Raw genomic sequence first — 8,355 nt, forward strand, 5'->3', positions numbered from 1 at the left:
CTACCTCGTCATCACGGCTGACGACAGTGGCGGGCCTCCCGGCCGATCCGCTCTCTGCATGGCATCGTATCCCTCTATCGATCTGCGCCAGTTGAAGGCCTTGCCACCTGCTGAATGTGACTGCGGCCGGACGTGGGTAGCGTCCGGCCGCAGAAAATCATGAATCAGTCGTGACGCCAGCCGTCGCCGCGACCCCGGTCCCAACCGCGGTCATGCCGGTCCCAGCCGCGGTCATGACGGTCCCATCCCCGGTCGCGCCGGTCCCAGCGGTCATGGTCGTAGCGCCAGTCTCCGCGTGGCGGCCCAGGGCGATAGACCGGCCGGTTCCAGCCGTTATGCCAGCCGTTGTCGTAACGTGGCGGCGGGCGGCGATAGTCATCATCGCGATAGCCGATATAGCGGACATCTTCACGCGGGGTGGCCACCGCCGCGCCGAGCGCGCCACCGAGCGCACCGCCGATAATGGCCCCGTCGCTGCCGCCGGCCTGGCCACCGATGGCCGCGCCAAGACCACCGCCGAGTGCGCCGCCCAGTGCGCTGTTGAATTGCCCGTCGGCGAACGCCGGGGCGGTCGCGCCCATCAGCAGGGCGACGACGGAAAGCGATCGTAAGATCCGTGACATGATGCTGGCCTCTTGCAGCAGGGGGTGACACGGTCATTATTGATGCCAGCTATTGCTGATCTATTGTGCCGGGATACCCAGTTGTAATTGTCTGTATCGGGCAATGAAAAACGGACACGCGAGGTGTCCGTTTCCGGCTTGCGGGACTGTGCGAATCAGCCCTGCACGCGCTTGTCGCGCTCAATCAGCGCATAGGCCGAGTGATTGTGGATCGACTCGAAATTCTCGCTTTCCACTACATAGGCATCGATGCGCGGATCACTGTGGACCGCGGCGGCGACATCGCGCACCAGATCCTCGACGAACTTCGGGTTGTCGTAAGCGCGCTCGGTCACGTACTTCTCGTCCGGGCGCTTCAGCAGGCCGTACAGTTCGCACGACGCCTGGCTTTCGGCGATCGCGACCAGCTCCTCGATCCACACATGGGCATTGGTGGTGGCGGTGATGGTGATGTGCGAACGCTGGTTGTGTGCGCCGCGCTCGGAAATCTTTTTCGAACACGGGCACAGACTGGTGACCGGCACCAGCGCCTTCATGGTGAACGAATACTTGCCGCCGCGCAGTTCGCCGACATAGGTGATGTCGTAATCGAGCAGACTCTTTACCCCGGAAACCGGCGCGGTCTTGTCGATGAAGTACGGGAAACTCATTTCCAGATAACCGGATTCGGCTTCGAGCCGTTCGCACATGTCGCGCACGATGGACTCGAAATTCTCCACCGAGATCTCGCGCTCATGCATATTGAGGATCTCGACGAAACGTGACATGTGCGTGCCCTTGAAATTGTGCGGCAGATGCACGTACATGTTGAACACGCCAATGGTGTGCTGGACCCCGCCCGCCCGGTCGGCGACGCGAACCGGATGGCGGATCGACTTGATGCCGACCTTGTTGATGGCGATATTGCGGGTATCGGGCGTGCTTTGCACGTCGGGAATGGCGGCAGAGGTCATCGGAAAATTCTGAATCCTGATGCAGATCAAGTTCGGAATTATATCGGCCGCCAATACCCGAGTAAAGAAGTCGGACATCGCGCGTCACGGCCGTCCAGGCCGTGACGCCGGGAAGCGCTTAAAGGGCGAACCGGGCGCGAATCGACCGTTCAATGCCGGCAGCATCGAGCCCGCATTCGGCCAGCAGCAGCGCCGGATCGCCATGCTCGACGAAATGGTCGGGCAGGCCGAGTTGCAGCACGGGCCGGTCGATGCCGGCTTCGGCCAGCGCTTCGAGCACGGCGCTGCCGGCGCCACCCATGATCTCGTTCTCCTCGATGGTGACCAGCCAGTCGTGGCTGTCCGCCAGCGAACGCAGCAGTTCGCGGTCCAGCGGCTTGACGAAGCGCATGTCGGCCACGGTGGCATCCAGTGCTTCGGCCGCGGCCAGCGCCGGCTGCACCATGCTGCCGAAGGCACAGATCGCGATCCGCTTGCCCTGACGCCGTACCACGCCACGGCCGAGCGGCAGCGGGTGCATGTCGGTCTCGATGGCAGCGTTGGGGCCGCTGCCGCGCGGATAGCGCACGGCACTGGGGCCATCGTGCAGGAAGGCGGTATACAGCATCTGCCGGCATTCGTTCTCGTCCGACGGTGCCAGCACGATCAGGTTCGGGATGCAGCGCAGATAGGACAGGTCGAACGCACCGGCGTGGGTCGGGCCGTCGGCGCCGACCAGGCCGGCACGGTCGATGGCGAACATGACCGGCAGGTTCTGGATTGCCACATCGTGAATCAGCTGATCATAGGCGCGCTGCAGGAAGGTCGAATAGATGGCGACCACCGGCTTGCGCCCTTCACAGGCCAGTCCGGCGGCAAAAGTCACCGCGTGCTGTTCAGCAATGCCGACGTCGAAGTAGCGCGTCGGGTGCTCCTTTTCGAAGCGGACCATGCCCGAGCCTTCGCGCATTGCCGGCGTGATGCCGATCAGCCGCTCGTCGAGCGTGGCCATGTCGCACAGCCAGTCGCCGAACACCTGGGTATAGGTCGGCTTGCCGCCGCCGGTCTTGCCGGCCGGCAACCCGTCCTGCGGACTGAACCTGGAAACGCCGTGGTAGGCGATCGGGTCGTTCTCGGCCAGCTTGTAGCCGTGGCCCTTGCGGGTGACCACGTGCAGGAACTGCGGTCCCTTGAGCTTTTTCACGTTCGACAGCGTGTCGATCAGCGTCGGCAGGTCGTGACCGTCGATCGGCCCCAGATAGTTGAAGCCGAATTCCTCGAACAGCGTGCCCGGCGTAATCAGGCTTTTCAGCTGCTCTTCCGCCTTGTGCGCCAGCTTCTGCAGCGGCGGGGCGATGCCGAGCACCTTGTTCGAGCCTTCCTTCATCGTCGCGTAGAAGCGGCCGCTCATCAGCTTGGTCAGATAATGGTTCAGCGCGCCGACATTCGGCGAAATCGACATGTCGTTGTCGTTGAGGATCACCAGCAGGTCGGTATCCATCGCCCCGGCATTGTTCAGTGCCTCGAACGCCTGACCGGCCGTCATTGCACCATCGCCGATCACGGCAACCACGCGCCGGCCGGAACCGGTCAGTTTGGCCGCGGCGGCCATGCCGAGCGCCGCACCGATCGAGGTCGAGGAATGGCCGACGCCAAAAGTGTCGTATTCGGATTCTTCGCGCTTGGGGAAACCGGCCAGACCGCCTTTCTGGCGCATGGTGCCCATGCGCTCACGGCGACCGGTCAGGATCTTGTGCGGATAGGTTTGATGGCCGACATCCCAGACCAGACGGTCTTCCGGCGTGTTGTACAGGTAGTGCAGGGCGATGGTCAGTTCGATCGAGCCCAGATTGGACGCGAAATGCCCCCCGGTCCGGCTGACCGATTCGACCAGGAAGTCGCGAAGTTCTTCGGCAAGCTGGGGCAGCTGCTTGCGATCGAGCCGTCTGAGATCGGCCGGGGTCTGAATGGTGTCGAGCAGCGCAGTCATGTTGCTATCGGTATGAAGGCCGACGGCAAGGCCGCCGGCTCGGGTTGGCAGACGAGTCAGAACGAACGCACGACAATATAGTCGGCCAGTTCGCCCAGGCGCCGCGCGCGATCGCCGAACGGGGCGAGGGCGGCGAGGGCGTCGGCGTGCAGCGCACGCGCATAGGCTTTCGCTTCGCCCAGTCCCATCAGGCTGACATAGGTCGGTTTGTCATGGGCGGCATCCTTGCCGGCGGTCTTGCCGAGTGTCGCCGCATCGCCCTCGCAGTCGAGAACGTCATCGATGACCTGGAAGGCGAGACCGATGCGCTTGGCGTAGGCGTCCAGCGCATCGAGCATGGCGCGGTCGGCCTGCCCGGCATGGGCGCCGAGCAGCACGGCGGCCCGGATCAGCGCGCCGGTCTTCAGGCAGTGCATGTACTCGAGTTCGGTCTGCTCCAGCGGCTGGCCGACCGATGCCAGGTCAATGGCCTGGCCGCCGCACATGCCGGCCGCCCCGCTGGCGCGGGCGAGGCATTGCAGCATCTGCAACTGGCGGCCGGCCGGGACATCGTCCAGCGGGGCCGACAGCGCATCGAAAGCCAGCGTCTGCAGCGCGTCGCCGGCCAGCAGCGCTGTGGCTTCGCCATGAGCGACATGACAGGTCGGCTTGCCGCGACGCAGCACATCGTCATCCATGCACGGCAGGTCGTCGTGCACGAGGGAATAGGCGTGGACCAGTTCGACCGCGCAGGCGGCCGCATCGAGGGCCGGCCATGGCGCCTTTGCCAGCTCGCCGGCGGCGAATACCAGCAGCGGACGCACACGCTTGCCACCGCCGAGCACGGCGTAACGCATCGCGGCCGACAGATCGCGGGCGCTATGGTCGAGACCGGGCAGACGGGCGTCCAGCGCCGTTTCCGTGCGCTGCTGCATGGCCTGCATCCAGCCAGCCAGTCCGGTATCAGTCATTGCCGGGCTCCAGCGGGCGCAGCACGCCGTTTTCCAGCACTTTCAGTTGCTGCTCGGCATCGGTCAGCCGGCTCTGGCAGAACGACAGCAGCTCGCTGCCCTGCTTGTATGCGGACAGCGCGCCGTCCAGCGGCAGCTCACCGCTTTCCAGTTCGCGGATCAGCCCTTCGAGCTGGGCGACGGCTTCTTCGAAACTGGCGGGGGATTTGGCAGTCTTGACCATGATGTCTGCTGTGAACAAAACGACGGAATTGTAACGAGAAACGCCAGGCTGCGGCCAGATAAGCCGCCAATGAATATCGATGGCACAAAAAAACCGCCGCCGTCCGGCGGTTCCGGTCGGTCGGCGGCAGGCAGCGCCGGTTCAGAACCGGTACTGGTACTGGAGGCCGAACAGGTCGCCGGCCAGCGAGTATTCGCCATCCAGCGTCGACCCGCCCACCTTGTGCCGGCTGGCGCGGTCGCCGACGCTGAACAGGTGCGCATAGGCAAAATCCAGCGTCGAATGGGCATTGAGTCGCCAGCTGGCGCCGAGCGAGGTCCACAGCCGGTCCGAGTCGGGAATGATCGGTGTACGGTCCTCGGCGCGCCTGATCGGCGTGGTCTCGTAGGCGACACCGCCGCGGAAGGTCCACTGGTCATCATGGCGATAGTCAGTGCCGAGCGAGAAATACCACGAGTCACCCCAGTTCTGCGGCAGGCTGATCGGCAGACCGTTGCTGTCGGGGTGGATGTCGATCGACTGCAGCCGCGACCAGTTGCTCCAGCGGACACTGCCGGTGACCGACCAGCGATCATCAAGGCGCTGGAGACCGGTCAGTTCGACCGACTCCGGCACCGTCACGTCGGCGTGGACGCCGTAACCGAGCTTGCCGACATGGGCATCGCCGGTTTCATGGTGATCGATTTTCGAGCGGTACGACAGGCCGATGCGGGTATTCGCGCCCGGCGTCAGCATCACGCCGGCATTGTAGCCATAGTCCCAGCCATCGGCGTCGACCTGGGTATCGACCACATTCATCGCCCGGGCGCTGAACTTGGCCCGCGCATACTGGGCCGATACGCCGGCGCCGACGCTGAGCCAGTCATTGACCCGATAGGCGAGCGACGGATTGATGTCGATGGTGACAATGGAGCTCTTGTAACCGTGATCGGCACCGGCCCAGCGACTGCCATAGTCGGTCTTCAGCCCGTACGGGGCGGTAATGGCCAGACCGAGACGCAGGCGATCGGTCGGCGAGGCAACCAGATAGGCATTGGGAATGCCGGCCCAGCCGCTGCCGTTGCCATGGACCGGGCGGCCGTTCTCGGTGCCGTCAAAACTCGGGCGCACATTGACGGCGACCACACCGGCCTGAACCGACGTGCCGCTGTTCAGCGTCATGCCGGCGGGGTTGTAGAACGCGGCCGACAGGTCGTCGCCGACGATGCCGGCACCGGCGTAGGCGCGTCCCAGCGCCGTGACGCTCTGCTCCGACAACTGGAAACCGGCAGCGGAGGCGCCGCCAGCCGCCAGGGCCAGCGCCAGTGCGGACAGGGCGGAAGGGAAGGACGGCTTGTTGATGCTCAAACGCAAAATGAAACTCCACGGGATGAAATGAAAAACGACCTGCCATGGCAGGTCGTTTCAGCATTGTGGAGTTTACACTCTAGACCGGTAGTGGCATTTCACTGAAACGACACTTTCGCCGGTTAAATGACCGGAATGCGACATTTTTTACTGGTTCTTGCGCGTGGACAGCAGCGACAGCACGATGGACGTGGTAATCACCGCAAACACCACCGTCAGCGAAATGACGGTCGGAATCTTGTACACGTGCAGCAGCAGCATCTTCGTGCCGATAAAGGTCAGCACCACCGCCAGCCCGTACTTCAGCAGGTGGAAGCGGTCGGCCACATCTGCCAGCAGGAAATACATCGCCCGCAGGCCGAGGATGGCGAAGATGTTCGACGTCATGACGATGAACGGGTCCAGCGTCACCGCGAAGATGGCCGGGATGCTGTCGACAGCGAACACCACGTCGGACACTTCGATCATGGTCAGCACCAGGAACATCGGCGTTGCCCACAGGATGCCGCCCTTGCGGACAAAGAAGTGCTCGCCATGGAAGTCCTTGGTCATGCGCAGATGGCCGCGCAGCCATTTGACCAGCCGGTTGTTGCCGAGATCATCCCCGGCTTCCTTCTCCGGCATCATCATCTTGATCCCGGTGAAGATCAGGAAGGCGCCGAACAGGTACAGCACCCACTCGAAGCGGGCGACCAGCGCTGCCCCGACCACGATCATGATCGCGCGCATGACCACCGCGCCCAGCACGCCGTACAGCAGGACGCGGCGCTGGTATTCGACCGGTACCTTGAAATAGCCGAAGATCAGCAGGAACACGAAGATATTGTCGACGGCCAGCGATTTCTCGATCAGGTAGCCGGTCAGGAATTCCAGCGCCTTCTGGTCGGCCAGGGCCGAGCGGGCCATCTCGTCCAGCCCGCTGCTGACATCCGACTTGATGTGCCACCACAGCCACAGATTGAACAGCATGGCGATGGAAACCCAGACGGCAGTCCAGCCGAGCGCTTCCTTCACGCCAACTTTGTGATCACCTTTTTTGTTCAGGGCGATGATGTCGATGGCGATCATCGCGATGACGGCGCTGAAGAAGCCGACGTACATCAGGGGGGTGCCAATGGAATGCAGGCCCAAAATGGTCTCCGTGGAAAATCGGGAAGAAATGGAATACTAAGCTGTGCGTTTTAACGTTTGGCGATTAAAAAGGGCTTATCACCATGGAAACCAGATCGATCCTGATCACCGGTTGTTCGAGCGGCATCGGGCTGGCGACGGCCACCCTGCTGCACCGGCAGGGCTGGCGGGTCTTTGCTGCCGCCCGGCGCCAGCAGGACGTGGACATCCTGCTGGCATCGTTTCCGGATGCACTGCGGCTGGATGTCGATGACAGTGATTCAATCCATGCCGCGGTCACTCATATAGAGAAGGAAACCGGCGGCCGGCTGGATGCGCTGTTCAACAATGCCGGCTTCGGCCAGCCGGGGGCGGTGGAAGACGTGCCGCGCGCGGCACTGCGTGCCCAGTTCGAAACCAATCTGTTCGGCGCCTGGGAACTGACGGCCGCCGTGCTGCCCCTGATGCGGCGGCAGGGGCGGGGGCGGATCCTGTTCAACTCGTCGGTGCTCGGCTTTGCCTCCATGCGCTGGCGGGGGGCGTACAACGCCAGCAAGTTCGCCATGGAGGGCCTGGCCGATACGCTGAGGCTGGAACTCGACGGCAGCGGTATCGGGGTCAGCCTGATCGAACCCGGGCCGATTGTCAGCCGCTTCCGCCCCAATGCCCTGGTGCGCCTGCATGCAAACATCGACATGGAGCACAGTGCACATGCCGCGCGTTACCGGCAGGAGCTGGCCCGCCTCGGCAAGCCGGACGCCAGCAGCCGGATGACGCTGCCGGCCGAGGCGGTGGCGGCCGTCGTGGCGCGTTCGCTGGAGTCCCGACGGCCCAGGGCGCGCTACCGGGTCACGTTTCCGACCCATCTGTTCTGGTTCTTGTGGCATCTGCTGCCGCAGCGATGGCTTGATCGCGTGCTGATCGCTGCCGCATAGTGCATTTGAAAACAGTCAGATAGCGAATTCGTGCCAGAAAATTCGCTGCGGTCGCTTGACGGAGTCGGGGAGTGAACGTATAGTTCGCTTCCTCGCTGCACGACGCAGCGCCGAACGAAGCAGCAAGTTGCTGATTCAGTTTGGAAAAACGCTCTTTAACAAAACAGACAACCGATAAGTGTAGGCGCTTGCTGAAAAGCAAGGCTTACACAGTCAAGGAAGAACTTTCAGAAGTTCTTTTGAGA

The 8,355-nt window shown here is 63.2% G+C and carries 8 protein-coding genes; 1 reads left to right on the plus strand and 7 read right to left on the minus strand.

Annotated features, from left to right (window positions below; all coding sequences use genetic code 11):
- Window positions 1-164: 164 nt before the first annotated feature.
- From DFO50_RS14865 to DFO50_RS14895, 7 genes are all read right to left on the minus strand, one after another.
- Window positions 165-623, minus strand: coding sequence for a hypothetical protein (locus DFO50_RS14865; RefSeq protein WP_199489847.1), 459 nt, complete (start codon window positions 621-623; stop codon window positions 165-167).
- A gap of 155 nt (window positions 624-778) precedes the next feature.
- Window positions 779-1,576: a GTP cyclohydrolase FolE2 gene (gene folE2 / locus DFO50_RS14870; RefSeq protein WP_107890011.1), complete on the minus strand. Its 798-nt coding sequence runs from the start codon at window positions 1,574-1,576 to the stop codon at window positions 779-781.
- A gap of 118 nt (window positions 1,577-1,694) precedes the next feature.
- Entirely contained in the window at window positions 1,695-3,545 is a 1,851-nt protein-coding gene (gene dxs / locus DFO50_RS14875; protein WP_107890010.1) for a 1-deoxy-D-xylulose-5-phosphate synthase, read from the minus strand.
- 56 nt (window positions 3,546-3,601) lie between these two features.
- Window positions 3,602-4,495, minus strand: coding sequence for a polyprenyl synthetase family protein (locus tag DFO50_RS14880; RefSeq protein ID WP_107890009.1), 894 nt, complete (start codon window positions 4,493-4,495; stop codon window positions 3,602-3,604).
- Window positions 4,488-4,718 carry an exodeoxyribonuclease VII small subunit gene (locus DFO50_RS14885; RefSeq protein ID WP_028499076.1) on the minus strand — a complete coding sequence of 77 codons (231 nt, stop codon included), beginning with the start codon at window positions 4,716-4,718 and terminating at the stop codon, window positions 4,488-4,490. Before DFO50_RS14885 ends, DFO50_RS14880 begins: the two co-directional genes overlap by 8 nt.
- Window positions 4,719-4,859: 141 nt before the next feature.
- Complete coding sequence (locus tag DFO50_RS14890) at window positions 4,860-6,071, minus strand: OmpP1/FadL family transporter (RefSeq protein WP_158537476.1); 1,212 nt, start codon at window positions 6,069-6,071, stop codon at window positions 4,860-4,862.
- A 141-nt stretch (window positions 6,072-6,212) separates the two neighbouring features.
- Window positions 6,213-7,166 (minus strand): TerC family protein, encoded by a 954-nt coding sequence (locus tag DFO50_RS14895; protein WP_036385831.1) that lies wholly within the window; start codon window positions 7,164-7,166, stop codon window positions 6,213-6,215.
- A 113-nt stretch (window positions 7,167-7,279) separates the two neighbouring features.
- On the opposite strand from DFO50_RS14895, the gene DFO50_RS14900 reads away from it, so the two are divergent.
- The gene (locus tag DFO50_RS14900) at window positions 7,280-8,110 is read left to right on the plus strand and encodes an SDR family NAD(P)-dependent oxidoreductase (protein ID WP_112692799.1); all 831 of its coding nucleotides are present in this window, start codon (window positions 7,280-7,282) and stop codon (window positions 8,108-8,110) included.
- Window positions 8,111-8,355: the final 245 nt, after the last annotated feature.

The sequence above is a fragment of the Microvirgula sp. AG722 genome, assembly GCF_003269145.1.
Lineage (GTDB): Bacteria > Pseudomonadota > Gammaproteobacteria > Burkholderiales > Aquaspirillaceae > Microvirgula > Microvirgula aerodenitrificans.

Coding starts and splice junctions, on each gene's coding strand:
- DFO50_RS14865 (WP_199489847.1), bottom strand. CDS start 623: ATGTCACGGATCTTACGATCGCTTTCCGTCGTCGCCCTGCTGATGGGC.
- DFO50_RS14880 (WP_107890009.1), bottom strand. CDS start 4,495: ATGACTGATACCGGACTGGCTGGCTGGATGCAGGCCATGCAGCAGCGC.
- DFO50_RS14885 (WP_028499076.1), bottom strand. CDS start 4,718: ATGGTCAAGACTGCCAAATCCCCCGCCAGTTTCGAAGAAGCCGTCGCC.
- DFO50_RS14895 (WP_036385831.1), bottom strand. CDS start 7,166: ATGTACGTCGGCTTCTTCAGCGCCGTCATCGCGATGATCGCCATCGAC.
- DFO50_RS14900 (WP_112692799.1), top strand. CDS start 7,280: ATGGAAACCAGATCGATCCTGATCACCGGTTGTTCGAGCGGCATCGGG.
- folE2 (WP_107890011.1), bottom strand. CDS start 1,576: ATGACCTCTGCCGCCATTCCCGACGTGCAAAGCACGCCCGATACCCGC.
- dxs (WP_107890010.1), bottom strand. CDS start 3,545: ATGACTGCGCTGCTCGACACCATTCAGACCCCGGCCGATCTCAGACGG.